13 protein-coding genes are annotated in these 15,822 nt (G+C 44.7%); 12 read left to right on the plus strand and 1 reads right to left on the minus strand.

Translation table 11 applies throughout. From position 1 onward, the window contains the following. Window positions 1-336: 336 nt before the first annotated feature. The 8 genes from HMPREF1212_RS00215 (at window position 337) to HMPREF1212_RS00250 (ending at window position 6,650) form a co-directional block, all read left to right on the plus strand. Window positions 337-837 carry a DUF1062 domain-containing protein gene (locus tag HMPREF1212_RS00215; RefSeq protein WP_316929441.1) on the plus strand — a complete coding sequence of 167 codons (501 nt, stop codon included), beginning with the start codon at window positions 337-339 and terminating at the stop codon, window positions 835-837. Window positions 838-954: 117 nt separating this feature from the next. Beyond that, the gene (locus tag HMPREF1212_RS00220) at window positions 955-1,542 is read left to right on the plus strand and encodes an FKBP-type peptidyl-prolyl cis-trans isomerase (protein WP_046148007.1); all 588 of its coding nucleotides are present in this window, start codon (window positions 955-957) and stop codon (window positions 1,540-1,542) included. A gap of 13 nt (window positions 1,543-1,555) precedes the next feature. Then, the gene (locus HMPREF1212_RS00225; protein WP_028728226.1) at window positions 1,556-2,272 is read left to right on the plus strand and encodes an FKBP-type peptidyl-prolyl cis-trans isomerase; all 717 of its coding nucleotides are present in this window, start codon (window positions 1,556-1,558) and stop codon (window positions 2,270-2,272) included. 170 nt (window positions 2,273-2,442) lie between these two features. Further along, window positions 2,443-2,910: an Lrp/AsnC family transcriptional regulator gene (locus tag HMPREF1212_RS00230; RefSeq protein WP_028728227.1), complete on the plus strand. Its 468-nt coding sequence runs from the start codon at window positions 2,443-2,445 to the stop codon at window positions 2,908-2,910. A 100-nt stretch (window positions 2,911-3,010) separates the two neighbouring features. Beyond that, entirely contained in the window at window positions 3,011-4,387 is a 1,377-nt protein-coding gene (locus HMPREF1212_RS00235; RefSeq protein ID WP_046148008.1) for a S8 family peptidase, read from the plus strand. Next, entirely contained in the window at window positions 4,368-5,711 is a 1,344-nt protein-coding gene (gene xseA, locus HMPREF1212_RS00240; RefSeq protein ID WP_046148009.1) for an exodeoxyribonuclease VII large subunit, read from the plus strand. Before HMPREF1212_RS00235 ends, xseA begins: the two co-directional genes overlap by 20 nt. A 13-nt stretch (window positions 5,712-5,724) precedes the next feature. Further along, on the plus strand, window positions 5,725-5,922 hold the full coding sequence (gene xseB, locus HMPREF1212_RS00245; RefSeq protein ID WP_028728230.1) for an exodeoxyribonuclease VII small subunit: 198 nt from the start codon (window positions 5,725-5,727) through the stop codon (window positions 5,920-5,922). Next, window positions 5,922-6,650, plus strand: coding sequence for a 2-C-methyl-D-erythritol 4-phosphate cytidylyltransferase (locus tag HMPREF1212_RS00250; protein WP_046148010.1), 729 nt, complete (start codon window positions 5,922-5,924; stop codon window positions 6,648-6,650). The genes xseB and HMPREF1212_RS00250 overlap by 1 nt, the downstream gene beginning before the upstream one ends. Here the strand turns inward: HMPREF1212_RS00250 and HMPREF1212_RS00255 are convergent. After that, window positions 6,647-7,231 (minus strand): RNA polymerase sigma-70 factor, encoded by a 585-nt coding sequence (locus HMPREF1212_RS00255; RefSeq protein ID WP_046148011.1) that lies wholly within the window; start codon window positions 7,229-7,231, stop codon window positions 6,647-6,649. The two genes, HMPREF1212_RS00250 and HMPREF1212_RS00255, sit on opposite strands and share 4 nt — an antisense overlap. Before the next feature lie 93 nt (window positions 7,232-7,324). On the opposite strand from HMPREF1212_RS00255, the gene HMPREF1212_RS00260 reads away from it, so the two are divergent. The 4 genes from HMPREF1212_RS00260 (at window position 7,325) to HMPREF1212_RS00275 (ending at window position 15,815) form a co-directional block, all read left to right on the plus strand. Beyond that, a complete protein-coding gene (locus tag HMPREF1212_RS00260; protein WP_046148012.1) occupies window positions 7,325-8,245 on the plus strand; it encodes a FecR family protein in 921 nt (306 codons plus the stop codon). Window positions 8,246-8,478: 233 nt separating this feature from the next. Continuing rightward, window positions 8,479-11,841, plus strand: a complete 3,363-nt coding sequence (locus HMPREF1212_RS00265) for a TonB-dependent receptor (RefSeq protein WP_046150166.1) — start codon at window positions 8,479-8,481, stop codon at window positions 11,839-11,841. Window positions 11,842-11,863: 22 nt separating this feature from the next. Continuing rightward, window positions 11,864-13,420, plus strand: coding sequence for a RagB/SusD family nutrient uptake outer membrane protein (locus tag HMPREF1212_RS00270; protein ID WP_046148013.1), 1,557 nt, complete (start codon window positions 11,864-11,866; stop codon window positions 13,418-13,420). 88 nt (window positions 13,421-13,508) lie between these two features. Further along, a complete protein-coding gene (locus HMPREF1212_RS00275; RefSeq protein ID WP_046150167.1) occupies window positions 13,509-15,815 on the plus strand; it encodes a glycoside hydrolase family 3 N-terminal domain-containing protein in 2,307 nt (768 codons plus the stop codon). Window positions 15,816-15,822: the final 7 nt, after the last annotated feature.

A 15,822-nucleotide genomic window follows, 5' to 3' on the forward strand; every position in this document is an offset into this window, starting at 1 on the left:
GACTTATACTGGCTTAATATTAGCCCCATAAACCGCGGGTTAGTAGTTCATTCGTTCGGGTAATCCTTCCCGAACAGGTTTTTCATATCATTATTTGTCTTCACAGTGTCGTCCTTTGAGGTCGATAGCATCTGCTATTGTCGTTTATGGCAACCTTCGGGTTTTCATAAGCTGTGATGCTGTGTGGATATAACGGATTTTTCACAATACATTAAGCACAGTATAGAAATGGAAAAAGAATATATATGGGAAATAAAGATCAAAAATACCCCAATCTTAAAACGAAAATGTAATCGCTGTAGTTCCGATAGATTTTATTGCAGTGGCAAATTCCGGATGAACTCGCAGAAAAAGAACACAGATGTGTGGCTGATATATAGATGTATGGAATGTGACAGCACATACAACTTAACCATATTGTCACGTACGAAATCCGAACTGATCAAAAAGGATCTCTACCTTAAATTTACTGAGAATGACGAAGCGGTGGCGTGGGAATATGCGTTTTCTGCTGAAACGGTAAGAAAGAACAGTGTCGAGTTGGATTACGGCAGTGTTGAATATGAGATACAACATGAGCCTGTTTCGATTGACGATATTTTAAGCGGCGATAATGAAATTATAACATTCAAAGTTCGGACACCTTTCGATTTCGGACTGAAATTATCTTCTGTCATCCGGTCGTGTCTGGGATTGTCGGCAAATCAGTTAAATCAAATGATTGAAGCAAATGCCATTTATACACCGGAAGATTATTCGGTAAAGAAACATAAAGTAAGGAATGGAGATGTAGTATTGATTAGTAAAGATCGGTTACATAGTGTCTGTAAAGAATGAAAGACGGTCGGTTCTCCCATAACAGATGCAAAAGTAATAAAAAAGTAGCTTCTGATGACGTTTGTGTACTTAAAAGCATTACTTTTGTAGCTTGTAATTAGTTGAAAACGAAAAAGAATGGATAAAGTAAGTTATGCACTTGGCTTAAGTATCGGAAATAATTTCCAGAACTCAGGCATTAATGATCTTCAGATTGAAGACTTTGTAAAGGGAATGAAAGATGTTTTGGGTAATCAGACCCCTGAACTCAGTTATGACGAAGCTAAGCAAGTGATCAACGATTACTTCATGAAGCTACAGAAAGAAAAATTTGAAGTAAACAAGAAAGCCGGAGAAGAATTTCTAAACATAAACAAAGGTAAAGCCGGTGTTGTTACATTACCGAGCGGATTACAATATCAGGTTCTTCAAAAAGGAAACGGTGCAAAACCGACCGCTTCTGATCAGGTGAAATGTCATTATCACGGCACATTAATCAATGGAACAGTCTTTGATAGCTCTGTACAGCGTGGCGAACCGGCTGTATTCGGTGTATCGCAGGTAATCCCGGGATGGGTGGAAGCGTTGCAACTGATGGAAGTAGGTTCTAAATGGAGATTGTTCATCCCGTCTGACCTGGCTTATGGCGAACATGGCGCAGGAGAAGCGATCGAACCGAACAGTGCATTGGTATTTGATGTTGAATTGTTAGACATAGTAAAATAATTTATAGAGAAAAATGAAAAAGATTAGTGTTTTAGCCGCTACAGCTATTGTAGCATTGGGCGTTTCTGCCACTTCTTGTGACTCAAAAAAGAGCGCGAACCTGAAATCCTCTGTGGATAGCGCGAGCTATGCAATTGGTGTTGCTAACGGTAGCATGTTCAAACAGAACCTGGATGGTATGCCTGGTGGCCCTGCTAATGTAGACGCTTTATTGGCTGGTTTCGAAGCAGCTATGAAGGGTGACTCTACCGGAATGAAAATGACTCCGGAACAGGCTCAGACTTACCTGAATACTTATTTTGTTGAAGCTCAGGCTCGTGACGCTAACAAGGTGAAAGAAGAAGGTGAAAAGTTCCTTGCTGAAAACAAAACAAAAGAAGGTGTTATCACTACAGAAAGCGGCTTGCAGTACAAAGTGGAAACTGAAGGTACAGGTGCAAAACCGACTGCTGAAGATCAGGTAAAAGTACACTACACAGGTACACTGCTGGACGGAACTAAATTCGATAGCTCTGTAGACCGTGGCGAACCTGCTGTATTCGGCGTTGGACAGGTGATCAAAGGATGGACTGAAATCCTGCAGATCATGCCGGTTGGTTCTAAATATGTGATCTGGGTTCCTTCTGAACTTGCTTATGGCGAACACGGAACTCGTGGTATCAAACCGAACAGCGTATTGAAATTTGAAGTGGAATTACTGGATATCGTAAAAGACGATCAGAAAAAGTAATTTCTCATTTTAGTAGATAAAGGAGCGGGTAATTTATGCTGAAAAGCATTAATTGCCCGCTTTTATTATTTATTTGCTACTTTTTTCTTTCAGAATGATAGATTGTTGAAAATAATTATATACTTTTGATATATAAATAAATTAGAGCGTATAATAAAGCGATAGAAAACATGGAGAAAATAGACAAGCTGGATCGGCAGATATTGAACATTATTTCAAAGAATGCCAGGATTCCTTTTAAGGATGTAGCTGAAGAGTGTGGTGTGTCTCGTGCTGCCATTCATCAACGGGTACAGCGCATGATTGATATGAATGTGATCGTTGGATCGGGTTATCATATTAATCCTAAAATTCTGGGATATAATACCTGCACGTATATCGGTGTTAAGTTGGAACGTGGTTCTATGTATAAGGACGTGGTTCCGGAATTTGAAAAAATACCCGAAGTGGTTGAATGCCACTTTACTACCGGTCCGTATACAATGCTTATCAAATTGTATGCCCGTGATAACGAACATCTGATGGAGCTTCTGAACTCTAAGATACAGGAAATACCGGGGGTGACAGCTACAGAAACGCTGATCTCATTACGCCAGAGCGTGAAACGTGAGATCCCTATCTGCAATGTGAACGAATAATTTGTAATATTATAGATGGCCCGGCCCTCCTGACGAGAAGCCGGGCTTTTTTATCTCCATAGCAATTATTACCTTTGTAGGGTTGAGTATTGTTTATTCCATGAAAAAATATTTAGGACTTGTCATATTATTAAGTTGCATTTCTTCGTGGCTTGCTGCCGGAGAAAGCTATTGTTTCCGTGTCTATCTGAAAGATAAAGGCGATTCCGGCTATACGCTTGACCAGCCGGAAGCATTCCTTTCGAAAGAATCCATACAGCGTCGGGAGAAAACAGGTACGCCGGTATCGGTGTCGGATCTTCCGATAGCACGTTCTTATCTGGACACCTTGGTGTCGGCCGGTGCCGAACCGGTTGTGCAAAGCAAATGGTTTTCGACCGTGGTGGTGACGAGCAGGGACAGCACTATTGCCGACCGCTTGAAAGAACTGGCTATTGTCGATTCGGTTAAATGGGTCTGGAAAGGAAGCAATGTGGTTACGGCTGAAGAAGCGGAACAGGAAGAGCGTTTCTTCCCGGCGGAGACTCCGCTGAAGGATCGCTACGGATATGCCGGGGAGCAGATTAAAATGCTTAATGGCGTAAAACTGCATGAGGCTGGATTCCAGGGTGAAGGAATGCGGGTGGCCGTGATAGATGCCGGTTTCCAGAATGTAGACCGTATCAGCGTATTCGATTCGCTGAAACTGATCGGTACACACAATGTGGTGTATCCGGGACAGAGCGTATATAATGCCGATGATCATGGAACGAAGGTTTTATCCTGCCTGGCTGCCGATATGCCGGGTATCATGGTAGGGACGGCGCCTAAAGCGTCCTATCTGCTGATCAAAAGCGAAGACAGCGATTCGGAATATCCGATAGAAGAAGACTATTGGGCTGCCGCAGTGGAGTATGCCGATAGTGTGGGTGTCGATGTGATCACATCTTCCCTGGGGTATTTTGCTTTCGATGCGGATGAATTGTCATACGATCAGTCTGCCCTGGACGGTAAGACGACATTGATCAGCCAGGCGGCTCATATGGCGGCTCAGAAAGGTATCCTTATGTTTTGCAGTGCAGGAAATGAGGGAAACGGAATCTGGGGGAAGATCACTTTCCCGTCGGACGCTTCGGATGTGCTGACAGTAGGGGCGATAACGGAAGAAAAGAAAAAGAGTATATTCAGCTCTGTCGGGTTTACGGCCGATTACCGGGTGAAGCCGGATGTGGTGGCTTTGGGCTCCGGTAGTTGTGTGATCGATCCGAAAGGTAATGTGCGTTATGCCAGCGGAACATCTTTTGCCACGCCTATCCTGGCCGGATTGGGTGTTTGCCTGTGGCAGGCATTACCGCGGCTGAGCAATAAAGATATTATAGATTTACTGCACCAGGTCTCGAGCCAATCCAAACGGCCTGATGCTGAACTGGGATATGGCATCCCGAATATGTATAAAGCCTATAAGAAAGGACTTCAATATGCCAGGACTGAACATTGATCCGGAATATACGGGTAATGAACGCCGTGAGTTTTCCCTGCTGGAACTAAATAACCGGGTACGCGGAGCTATCAGCGAAGCTTTTCCGGGTACTTGCTGGGTGCGTGCCGAAATGAGCGATGTACGGACAAATGCAGCTTCCGGCCATTGCTATCTGGAGTTTATAGAAAAGAATCCGGTGACCGGACAACTGGTTGCCCGGGCGCGGGGCTCAATCTGGGCGAAAACGTTCCGGATGCTGAAGCCTTATTTTGAAATGGAGACGGGGCAATTGTTCGCATCCGGACTGAAAGTGCTGGTGAAGGTCTCCATCGAGTTTCACGAATTATATGGATATAGCCTGACCGTGACGGATATCGATCCGGCCTATACGATGGGGGATATGTTGAGGCGGCGGATGGAGATCATCCGTCAGTTGAAAGAGGAAGGGGTGTTTACGCTCAATAAGGAATTGCCTTTTCCGGTATTGCCCAAACGTATTGCTGTTATCACTTCGCCGACGGCGGCAGGATATGAAGATTTTCTGAATCAGCTGACACATAATAAGTCCGGTTATCCATTTTATACCAAACTGTTTCCTGCTTTGATGCAGGGGGAAAGGACGGAGGAGTCGGTCATTATGGCACTGGATCGTATTTATCAACATCTCGATCATTTTGATGTGGTGGTGATTATCCGTGGCGGTGGGGCGACGTCCGACCTGAATAGTTTCGATTCTTATTTACTGGCGGCTAACTGTGCACAATTCCCGTTGCCGGTTATTACCGGTATCGGCCATGAACGTGATGATACGATCCTGGATATGGTAGCCCATACCCGGATGAAAACGCCGACGGCTGTGGCTGAGTTCCTAATCGGGCGTATGGATGCGGCTGCGATGGATCTGGAAGAGCTTCAGGAGGAGGTAAGCGAACTGGCTACCGGTATATTATTGAAGCAAAGGAACTTCCTGCAATTGCTGGGTACCCGTCTTCCTGCTATCGCTACCAACAGGATCGAGCGGAATCGCTCCCTTTTACAGCTGTTGGGGAATAAACTCCCGGTGTCGGCTTCGGCTATGTTGTCGCGCCGCCGTTCAACCCTGGATACATTGCAGATGCAGTTGCAGAATCGGACAGTTTCCCGGATCATAGAAGGAACCCGGTTTATCCAGTTGACAGAACAGTTCATCAAGATGGCTTCTCCCGATTATGTACTGAAACGCGGATACAGCCTGGCTCTTAAAGACGGCAAAATAATTAAACACGCAACCGATCTGGCTTCCGGTGACGAACTGGTTACCCGGTTTGCAGACGGTGATGTAAAGAGTATCGTTAAAAAATAAATCACTCCGATATATGACAAAGAAAGAAGAAACGTACAACGAAGCGGTAGAGAAACTGCGCAAGATCGTGGCCGACATTGAAAACGGCGAACTGGATGTGGATATCCTTTCCGAGAAGGTGAAGGAAGCGACCCGCCTGATCAAATTGTGCAAAGAGAAACTATATAAGGTGGACGAAGAGGTTAAAAAGGTACTGGAGGAATTGGAGTAATGCGCAGATATGTATTGATCGTGGCCGGAGGTAAAGGTCTCCGGATGGGCGGCGACCTTCCCAAGCAGTTTATCCCGCTCGAAGGGAAGCCTGTCCTGATGCATACGCTGGAAGCGTTTCACCGTTGGGATGCTTCGGCCGAACTGGTGTTGGTGCTTCCGGAAGATCATCAGCCTTATTGGAATATGCTTTGCCGGGAAATCGGATGTAAAGTGCCTCATCGGATTGCCAATGGCGGGGAGACGCGTTTTCATTCCGTCCGGAACGGATTGGAATTCCTTTCGGAAGAAATTAAAAATGCATCCGAAGGAAATGAAAAAGTCCTGGTCGCAGTGCATGACGGCGTACGCCCGTTTGTTTCGCCCGAAGTGATCGAAGCCTGCTTTGATGAAGCGGAGAAAAAGGGGGCGGCTATCCCTGTTATGCCAATGATCGACTCGTTGCGTGAAACAGATGAGAAAGGCTCTCACCCGGTGGATCGTAGCCGTTATTTCGCGGTACAGACACCGCAGGTATTCCGTTCCGGTTTATTGTTGCAAGCTTACGGACAGGAGTTCTCCTCTCTTTTTACGGATGATGCATCGGTCGTGGAAGCGATGGGTGAAACGATCCGTCTGGTCTCCGGAAATCGGGAAAATATAAAGATAACGACACCTTTTGATTTAATAATTGCAGAGAGTCTGCTTATTCATGCAGGCAGAGAGAACGGGGATAGAGCCGGATTTTAAAATAAATGGCCGATGAAAAGAGGCAGGTAATCTTTCAGCTCTTTCTTCAAAAGCTCGATCGCCTTATTTTTATAGCGTTCGACTGTCCGTGTCGATATATCCATCGACTCGGCAATTTCACCATAACTTTTATCTTCAAAGCGATTTAACTCAAATACGCGGCGATAATCTTCCGGGAGCTTGGCAAGGGCTTTGGCCAGTAGCTCCTGCAATTCGGTCAGCGTATAGAAATCGTCATTGTTTTCGGCATATACCGGAATATTCTCTTGTATGATCTGGTCGAAAGACTCTGTGGGCTGGTGGCGAAGGAAATTCAGGCAATGGTTTCGTACGCAAGTCAGCAAATAATTCCTGGCGGAAGTTTGCACGGAGATATGTTTCCTATTCTCCCAAATAGAAAAAAATACATCCTGAACGATGTCTTCCCGGGTTTCTCTTTCCTTGATAAAGCGCTTTGCATAGAGACATAATGCCGGGTAATAATATTCGAATAAATTACGAAATGAACTCTCGTCGTCATTCGTGGAAATGTTCCATAATAAGAGCTCAATATTAACTGCGCCAGCGTGTTCCTTTTCCATGATGTGACAAATGTATTTCTTTTTTTGAAAAAAAACGGATTTTGTTGTCGTGATTTTCGTTTTCACGTGTCTCTATTATAAAAAGGCTCGAAAATGGTTGATCATAAAAATACGATAGAACAAATAAAGGCACTCTCCGAAGATATTCTGGAATATCGGTCAGTAGATGTGAAGAAGGGATATATGCGGATGGACAAGCGGATACAAAAGAAGCAAACGCGCCACATTTATATGCATGCTGTTTCCCGCGTGGCCGTTATTTTGTTGTTACCGTTGTTGGTTTCGTCGATTGTCTTTTCTTATTTATATATGGAACAGAAAGGACAACTGGCACAGGTTACCTATAATCAGGTCAGCTCGGCTCCCGGCACAGTCACCCGGTTGGTTTTGCCCGACCAGTCTGTTGTCTGGTTGAACTCGGGCAGTTCGTTAAGTTATCCCTCTGTTTTCAATGCCAAGGAGCGGGATGTGAAACTGTCGGGTGAAGGGTATTTTGAAGTTCAGTCGGATCGGAAGCATCCGTTTTACGTTACAACAGATGAAGGGATCAGAGTCATGGCTTACGGAACTAAATTTAATGTGAATGCTTACGAGGATGAATCCAGTGTAGAGGCTGTTCTGGCAAATGGAAAGATCGACGTGATCAGCCGGGATAAGACTGTTTCCCTGGATCCGGAGAAACAAGCCTTGTTCAATAAAGAAACAGGCGAGTTTACGGTCTCGACCGTGAACCTCGAAGAGAAAATAGGATGGAAAGACGGGCGGTTAGTCTTTAGAAATACCCCGTTGGATGTGGTATTGAAGAGATTGTCCAAACGGTATAATGTAGATATCGTACTGCATAAAAGTAACGATAAGGAATACAGGTATCGCGCAGCGTTTACGACAGAGACGGTAGAGCAGATCCTGAACTATCTGAAGCTGACAACACCTATTGAGTGGACTGTGAAAGGGCTGGAACAGAACAACGACTCTTCCTTTGCCCGGGGACGGATCGATGTGTATCAAAAATAGAAACAAATAATATAATGTTATACTTAAATCAAATATGCCTATGGTGTAGAGAAAGAAATGTACCTTAAAAAAGCAAGAATAAGCGCCAACTTATTCTTGCCCGTGTGAAACATCTTTTGACAGGCGCCAACCTGTCAAAAAAACAATAAATATAAATCATTTACAAAGTTATGAAGTTATTTAAATTACGCAAGGGTAACTATGCCCGATGTTTGCTTAAATCTTTCCGCATTATGAAGTTAAGTGTCGTATTTTCCTTTTTATTGGCTGCTCAGCTATATGCCGGAGTATCCTATTCACAGACAACTTCACTCTCGTTATCTTTGAAAAATGTAACGGTTGAACAAGCGCTCGACCAGATTGAAAAAGAAACAGGTTTTTCGTTCCTTTTCAGAGATAATACCGTGGATGTTAACCGGATTGTCAACCTGAAGGTGAACAGAGGGGATATCAATCATATCTTATCGCAGATATTCAAGAATACGAATGTCGAATATCAGATTGTAGATAAACAGATCATTTTATCTGAAAAAGCGATGACTGCTTCTGTTCAGCAGCAGAACCGTACTATAACGGGTATCGTTACAGACAATCTGGGAGAACCTATTATCGGAGCTAATATCACCATCAAAGGAACTACTATCGGTACGGTTACCGATATCGATGGAAACTTTTCATTGGAAGTTCCGGCTTCGGCTACTATAACTATTTCCTATATCGGTTATTTGACGAAAGATATTCCGGTGGGAAACAATTCCCGGATCGTCGTTAAACTGGCAGAAGATACACAGAACCTGGATGAGGTTGTTGTGGTCGGTTACGGTGTCCAGAAGAAATCAGACCTGACAGGTTCTGTTTCCAATATCAAATCGGAGAAGTTGATGGAACGTCCGGCAACGACTGTCGAACAGGCTTTGGCAGGACGTGTGGCCGGTGTGAACGTATCGACCAACTCAGGTCGCCCCGGTGGACGAACCAGCATACAGATTCGTGGTTATAGCTCTATCAATGCCACCAGTAACCCGCTTTATGTAGTGGATGGTGTCGTATGGGAAGGTGGCGGCCTGGATGCGATCAACCCGAACGATATCGAATCGATCGATGTATTAAAGGATGCTTCTTCTACAGCTATTTACGGTACACGCGGTTCAAACGGTGTTATCATCGTTACGACAAAGAAAGGAAAACTGGGACAAAAGCCGACCATCAGCTATGATGCCAATCTTTCAGTTAGTAAACTGGCCCGCAAAATCGATGTGTTGAATGCGGAAGAGTTTATGAGCGTTTGGGATACTGGTTATAAGAATGCAGAAAAGTTTGACCCGGAGGGATGGAAGTCTGGAAAATACACTTCGTTCAGTCCTGAATATGTTCGCGAACATTATAAAGTTGGCAATACATACGGTAACCGCGAATTGTTCGATGCCAATGGTAAACCTCTGTACGATACGGATTGGCAAGATGAAGCTACCCGTGTAGCGATAAGTCAGAACCATAACCTGTCATTCACCGGAGGTACGGAAAAGACATCTTATGCTGCTTTCCTGAATTATACGGATGATCAGGGTATCCTGAAATCGACTTACAAAAAACGTTTTTCAGGACGTCTTAATCTGGATACGAAGGTTAAAGATTGGTTGAAGGTCGGAACTATGTTGAGCTTCAGTGATATCCGCGAGAGCTTCCAGGATCAGGAACAGGGTTCGGGAAATATTCCCAGAACGATGATCGAAACAACTCCGATCATTCCTGTTAAATGGGCTGACGGAACTTTTGCACGTCCTGCCGATTTTGCCGGTATGGAAGATGCCGATACGCCTGCCAGCCTGGCAAGTGAATTGAAATGGCTGAATAAGAGTGCCGTGTTCAACGGAAACGTATATGCTAATATTACGTTTATGAAAGGGCTCGAATTTAAAACGACTTTAGGTGCTTCCAATACCGATTGGCATGAATTTATCTTTGCTCCGACAACAATCAGCCTGCGTACCGGTATGGGTAAAAACAAGGCGAATGTCAACAGCGAACGCCGTCGTTTCTGGCAATGGGAAAATCACCTGACTTATAGTACCGTTATTGCTGAAGATCACTCGATCAATGCAATGATCGGTGCTGAATACCAGAAATATCACAGATCACGCATGGAACAGACCGGTGCGGATTTATCAGACGATTTTTTCAGCTGGAACAATCTTGGGCAGGCAAAAACGCAATCTATCGCTTCCAGTTATCTGGGATGGCAGATGGAATCTTATTTTGCCCGTATCAACTATAACCTGAAAAACCGTTATTTATTGACTGTTACAGGTCGTGTGGACGGTTCTTCCAAATTCGGTAAGAATAACAAGTATGCATTCTTCCCGTCTGCCGCACTGGGATGGCGTGTTATTGATGAAGCATTTATGGAAAACACGAAAGACTGGATGTCTAACTTGAAGCTCCGTTTAAGCTATGGTTTGACAGGTAACTCGGATATCGGCCAGTACCGTTCATTGGCGATGTTAGGTTCGACAACCTATACTTTTGGAGGCGAGAGAGCTCCGGGTATGGTGATCGGAGAGCTGGCAAACCCGGATTTGAAATGGGAAAAGACAGAACAGTGGAACGTCGGTGTCGACATGGGCGTATTGGATAACCGTATCTCTATGGAACTCGATTTCTTCCTGAAAAAGACGAGAGATCTTTTGTATGAAGCTCCGGTTCCTGCAACCAGCGGTAAACGTGCTATGATGTCGAATATCGGTAGCATGGAAAATAAAGGTATAGAACTGACATTGAATACCGTAAACATCAAGACAAACGATTTCCAGTGGTCATCTTCGTTTAATATCTCTTTCCTGAAAAACGAGATTACCCAATTAGGTGTAAATAATGAAGATAAACTGGTTGATCCGGACTTCCTGGGTAAGAATGTTATTCTTCGTGTCGGAGAGCCTGTCGGTTCATTCTGGGGTTATAAGTTGTTAGGAACCTGGGGTACGAATGAAGCGGACGAAGCTGCTAAATATGGCAAGAAACCGGGTGACCTGAAACATGAAGACCTGAATCATGATAACCAGATCAATGATGCCGACAAACAGATCATTGGTCGCGGTACACCTGACTTCTATGGTACATTCAACAACTACCTGCAATATAAGAACTTCGATTTCTCTCTGGAATTGCAGTATTCCGTAGGTGCTGACGTACTGAATAATACCAATCACTCTTCGGAAGACCGTACCAGCATTGCCAACTCCAAAAAGACCGTGCTGAATGCCTGGACAGAAGAAAACCAGAATACTCCGATCGCACAGACTCGTCTGGCCAGTGCCGGATATACTACGCTGATCGACTCGCATAAGGTTGAAAACGGCTCCTTCCTGCGTGGTAAGAATATCTCTATCGGTTATTCTTTACCAACAACGCTGATCAATAAAATTGGCTTCTCCAAACTGCGTGTTTCTTTCTCTGCCCAGAACTTTTTCCTGATCACATCCTATTCCGGATATGATCCTGAAGTTTCTACCTGGGATACCGGATTCTCACAGAATATTCAGTTCTACGATTATCCGAAAGCAAGAAGCTACACCTTCGGTCTTAGTGCAATTTTTTAATTTAACGTAATCAATATCGATCATGAAAAGAACAGTAAAACAATTTTATATATTCGCTTTAAGCGGTTTGCTTTTAGCAGGAGGTACCTCCTGTGAGGATTTTCTTCAAGAAAATCCTAAGACGGACTTTACCCAGGATAGTTATTTTCAGAACATTAATCAGGCAAAGACTGCCGTAGATGGTGCTTATGAACGTTTGAGAGCTTTGCAGGCTTATGACGGTTATGGTGAAGGCCCCTGGGTAACCCTGGAATTATTGTGCGGTCATGCAACTACATTAGGACAGAGTACCTATAACAACGGTTATATCCGCCATACGACAGGAACAAACAGCCCTTCTTTCAAAAATATATGGGAAGGTTTTTATGAAGGGATTGCAGATTGTAATATGTGTATCACGGGTATTCAGAAGGTAAATGGTGATACGAAGAGCCTGATGGGGGAAGTTTATACCTTGCGTGCCCTTTACTATTACTATCTGGTACGTCTGTACGGCGATATACCTTTGATTCTGGAACCTGTAACGTCAGACTCTGAAAATTTGTATCCTGAGCGCTCGACTCAGGAACAGGTATTCGAATCTATCTTGAGCGATTTGAAGGCAGCCGAAGAATCCGGTTTGCCGGAAACCGACCGTACCGGCCGTGTTTCTTTAGGTTTGGTAAAGACAATTATGGCCGATGTCTATCAATATATGGCCGGTGCTCCGTTGAATAAGGGAGCCGAATACTATAAACTGGCTTACGAAAAGGCTAAAGAAGTATTGGACAAATCCTATTGCGTCTCTCCAACCAGTCCGGATTATAACGCAAGCGCAGCCGGAACAGCCTGGTATTCCCTGTTCGACTCGTATGAAAAACTGCATGACGACGATAATAAGAACAAAGGGGAGTTGATCTTCCAGGTGCAATATAAGGAAGGTATCACCACCAACCAGATCACATCCATGATCGTTCCGACCATGAAACAGATCATCAAGATCTATGACGAGTTCGGTGCTTTGATGCCTACCTGGGATTTCTATTATTCTTATGAAAAAGGGGATAAGAGAACGGAAGAAAAGGAAATGTTCTTCACCAAAGACGGACATCGTGACGATAAGACCAATATTATCGAATTCGGTTCTCCGGCCTTGTATAAATATTATGATATAGAAGGTGCGACAAAGACCGGCCAGTGTGATATCAACTTTACTTTATACCGTCTGCCGGAAGTAATGTTCATCTATGCAGAATCTTATACTCAGGCAAACGGGGCTCCCGACCAGTTGTCTTACGATATGGTGAATGCTATCCGCAGCCGTGCCAACCTGGCGCCTGTTTCCGGATTGAGCAAAGATGATTTCCTGCAGGCTGTATGGAAAGAACGCGCACATGAGTTGTGTTTCGAAAATAAAGACTATTTCGATATTCAGCGTACCCGTAAAGCTTATAATGTAAAGGCAAACAGCTACGATGCGTATAATAGTTTTGCTAACGAAAGCGGCATTACATTCGACGAGAAATATCTGCTGTGGCCGATACCGTCTACCGAAACAGATACGAATCCGAAATTACTGCCGAACAATCCCGGTTGGTAATCATTCAATGTAAATAATAAAAAGGGTAAAAGTTTTTTGGATGATTTATCAAACAGAGCTTTTGCCCTTTTTTTATAAAGAACAATATATGATCAGAAAAAGTATATGTATTCTTTTGGCAGTCTTTTGCGGACAGGCAGTTTATCCGCAACTGTATAAAGATCCGAAAGCTCCGGTGAAAGATCGTGTCGAAGACCTGCTTGGCCGTATGACACTGGAAGAAAAGGTGGAACAAATGTCGATGACCGGATTGGGTGATTTCCCGCGTTCGCCGGCTGTATACGGTGTTTGCGACAGCCCTTTTGAAAGCCTGGAGAAGATTGTCGAGCAATCGGCGCGTGCCAAACGTCATGCCCGGGAAAATACCCGTTTGGGTATTCCTCCCATCCAGATAGCAGAATGTCTGCACGGTCAACTGGCTTACGGGGCGACCATATTCCCGCAGGCCATAGCTCAGGGGAGCACCTGGAATCCGGAATTGATAGAAGAGATGGCTTCTGTTATTGCCTATGAAGCTTCCGCTTCGGGAGTAGACCAGGCATTATCCCCTCTTTTCGACCTGATCCGCGATGCCCGTTATGGTCGGAATGAAGAGTGCTATGCCGAAGACCCTTATCTGGTAGGCCGGATGGGATCGGCGTTTGTAACCGGTATGCAAGGTAAACCGGAACAGACTCGTATCGGTATTCCTGCCGGTAAACTGATGTGTACGGCCAAGCATTTCGCCGGATACAGCCAGCCGTGGGCGGGTATCAACCTGGCACCGTCTTCGATCGGTGAACGGGAGATGCGGGCTCTTCATTTGCCTCCTTTTCAGCAAGTAGTAAAAGATGCAAACGTATATGCGGTGATGCCTTCCTATAATGAGGTGGACGGAATGCCTGCCCATGCAAATCATTTTTTGCTGACGCAGGTTCTGCGTGACGAATGGGATTTCCAGGGATATGTTTTCTCTGATTACGGGGGTGTGTCCCAACTATATAACTTTCATAATGTAGCCAAAGATAAAGCCGAAGCGGCAAAAATGGCAGTAACGGCCGGTGTCGACCTGGAAGCTGCCCGCCCGGATATCTTTACACATCTGGTTCAATTGGTGAAAGACAGAAAAGTCCCGGAATCGCTGATTGATAATTCGGTGCGCCGCATCCTGACTGCTAAGTTTAAGGCCGGCTTGTTTGAGAAACCTTATCCTGATGTAGCCAATATAAAGAAAAGGGTTCATCTTCCGGCTCATATAGCGCTTGCGCAGAAGGTGGCAGAAGAATCCATCATCTTATTGCAAAATGAGAACAATACACTCCCGCTGGAAATCAGCCGGTTGAAAAATATAGCAGTGGTCGGTCCGAATGCGGATCAGGTGCAATACGGTGATTACTCTTATACACGCGATAATAAAACGGGGATAACTGTCCTGGAAGGTATCAGGCAGGCGGTAGGAAATCAGGTGAATGTCCATTATGCCAAAGGCTGCGATATTTCAGGATTGAGTAAAGACGGCTTTCCGGAAGCGGTCAAAGCAGCAGAAAAGAGTGATGCTGTTGTTGTCGTTTTAGGTGGAACCAGTGTGATCCTTTCCGGGTTAGGCTGGGGAAAAGGGCCGGGCGAGAATGAAGTGGGCGATCCGTTTACCTGCGGGGAAGGATATGACCTGACCGATATCAATCCGCTGGGAGTACAGCGTGAACTGGTACAGGCTTTGAAGGAAACCGGGAAACCAATTATTCTGGTTCTCGTGCATGGCCGTCCGTGGAGTATCTCGTGGGAGAAAGAAAATGTCCCGGCGATACTGGAAGCCTGGTATCCGGGTGAAAGGGGAGGTGCAGCGATTGCCAATATCCTCTTCGGCAAAGTGAATCCTTCCGGTCGCCTGAATGCGACGATCCCCCAGTCTGTCGGACATATTCCTGTCTTTTATGATTATAAACCTTCAGCCAAAGGGATCAACTGCGAACCGGGTACAAAAGAAAAGGCCGGACGTGATTATGTGTTTTCATCACCGGCACCTTTATTTCCTTTCGGATTTGGTCTGTCTTATACCACCTTCGAGTATTCCGACATGCAGGTCTCAAAGAAAACTTTCGGTAAAGAAAGCATCGAGGTGTCCGTACAGGTGAAGAACACCGGTGACCGGACGGGAAAAGAAGTCGTGCAACTTTATGTAAATGATAAGGTGAGCAGTGTCACTACCCCGGTAATTGCTTTAAAACGTTTCAAGAAGATAGAACTAAAACCAGGCGAAACTAAACGTGTTACATTCTCAATACCCTATATAGAACTCGGCTTGTGGAATTCCCGGATGGAATATGTTACGGAGCCGGGCGAGTTTGAATTTATGTTTGCAAAGTCGGCGGAAGATATACAATGCCGACAAACCGTAGAATATGTAGATAATTAAATCAATT

Origin of the sequence: Parabacteroides sp. HGS0025 (genome assembly GCF_000969845.1) — a bacterium.
GTDB classification, from domain to species: Bacteria; Bacteroidota; Bacteroidia; order Bacteroidales; family Tannerellaceae; genus Parabacteroides; species Parabacteroides gordonii.

Bases quoted from the DNA above. Each gene is read 5' to 3' on its own strand.
- xseB (WP_028728230.1), top strand. From the start codon at position 5,725: ATGACAAAGAAAGAAGAAACGTACAACGAAGCGGTAGAGAAACTGCGC.
- HMPREF1212_RS00275 (WP_046150167.1), top strand. From the start codon at position 13,509: ATGATCAGAAAAAGTATATGTATTCTTTTGGCAGTCTTTTGCGGACAG.
- HMPREF1212_RS00215 (WP_316929441.1), top strand. From the start codon at position 337: ATGAACTCGCAGAAAAAGAACACAGATGTGTGGCTGATATATAGATGT.
- HMPREF1212_RS00230 (WP_028728227.1), top strand. From the start codon at position 2,443: ATGGAGAAAATAGACAAGCTGGATCGGCAGATATTGAACATTATTTCA.
- HMPREF1212_RS00255 (WP_046148011.1), bottom strand. From the start codon at position 7,231: ATGGAAAAGGAACACGCTGGCGCAGTTAATATTGAGCTCTTATTATGG.
- HMPREF1212_RS00265 (WP_046150166.1), top strand. From the start codon at position 8,479: ATGAAGTTAAGTGTCGTATTTTCCTTTTTATTGGCTGCTCAGCTATAT.
- HMPREF1212_RS00220 (WP_046148007.1), top strand. From the start codon at position 955: ATGGATAAAGTAAGTTATGCACTTGGCTTAAGTATCGGAAATAATTTC.
- HMPREF1212_RS00270 (WP_046148013.1), top strand. From the start codon at position 11,864: ATGAAAAGAACAGTAAAACAATTTTATATATTCGCTTTAAGCGGTTTG.
- xseA (WP_046148009.1), top strand. From the start codon at position 4,368: ATGCCAGGACTGAACATTGATCCGGAATATACGGGTAATGAACGCCGT.
- HMPREF1212_RS00235 (WP_046148008.1), top strand. From the start codon at position 3,011: ATGAAAAAATATTTAGGACTTGTCATATTATTAAGTTGCATTTCTTCG.
- HMPREF1212_RS00250 (WP_046148010.1), top strand. From the start codon at position 5,922: ATGCGCAGATATGTATTGATCGTGGCCGGAGGTAAAGGTCTCCGGATG.
- HMPREF1212_RS00260 (WP_046148012.1), top strand. From the start codon at position 7,325: ATGGTTGATCATAAAAATACGATAGAACAAATAAAGGCACTCTCCGAA.
- HMPREF1212_RS00225 (WP_028728226.1), top strand. From the start codon at position 1,556: ATGAAAAAGATTAGTGTTTTAGCCGCTACAGCTATTGTAGCATTGGGC.